Here is a 432-nt window from a genome sequence, read left to right as displayed (position 1 = left end):
GGCGTCGATCGTCGCGTCGAACTCGAGTTCGAGACTCCGTGCGAGCGATTCGCTCAATTGCGTGGTGACGAGGCGCTTCAGCCGCGCGATGGATCCCGGGGATTGCTCCGCGATGCGTGAGGCCAGCGCGATCGACGTATCGAGCATGGCGTCGCGTGGCACGACGCGATTGACGAGTCCCATCGACATCAGCGATTGCGCGCTTTGCCGCTCGCCGAGCAGCCACAATTCCATTGCGCGTTGATGGCCGAGCGCCTGCGGCAGCAAATGCGTGACGCCGCCCGTGACGAACTGGCCCCACGCCATCTCCGGAAAGAACGCGACGAGATCGTCGGACGCCACGACCATGTCGCAATTGAGCATCCATTCGAAGCCGCCGCCGACGGCAAAGCCATGCACCGCGCCGACGACGGGCTTCGCGTTGAACATCAG

General features: G+C 64.4%; 1 protein-coding gene. It reads right to left on the bottom strand.

Features of this window, described 5'->3' with window-relative positions; all coding sequences use genetic code 11:
• A partial coding sequence (locus NCR39_RS29235) for an enoyl-CoA hydratase/isomerase family protein (RefSeq protein ID WP_250456282.1) occupies positions 1 to 432 on the bottom strand: 432 nt, incomplete at both ends.

Source organism: Caballeronia sp. ATUFL_M2_KS44 (assembly GCF_023630965.1).
Classification (GTDB): domain Bacteria; phylum Pseudomonadota; class Gammaproteobacteria; order Burkholderiales; family Burkholderiaceae; genus Caballeronia; species Caballeronia concitans.
This window is presented reverse-complemented; position numbering and strand designations above follow the sequence as displayed.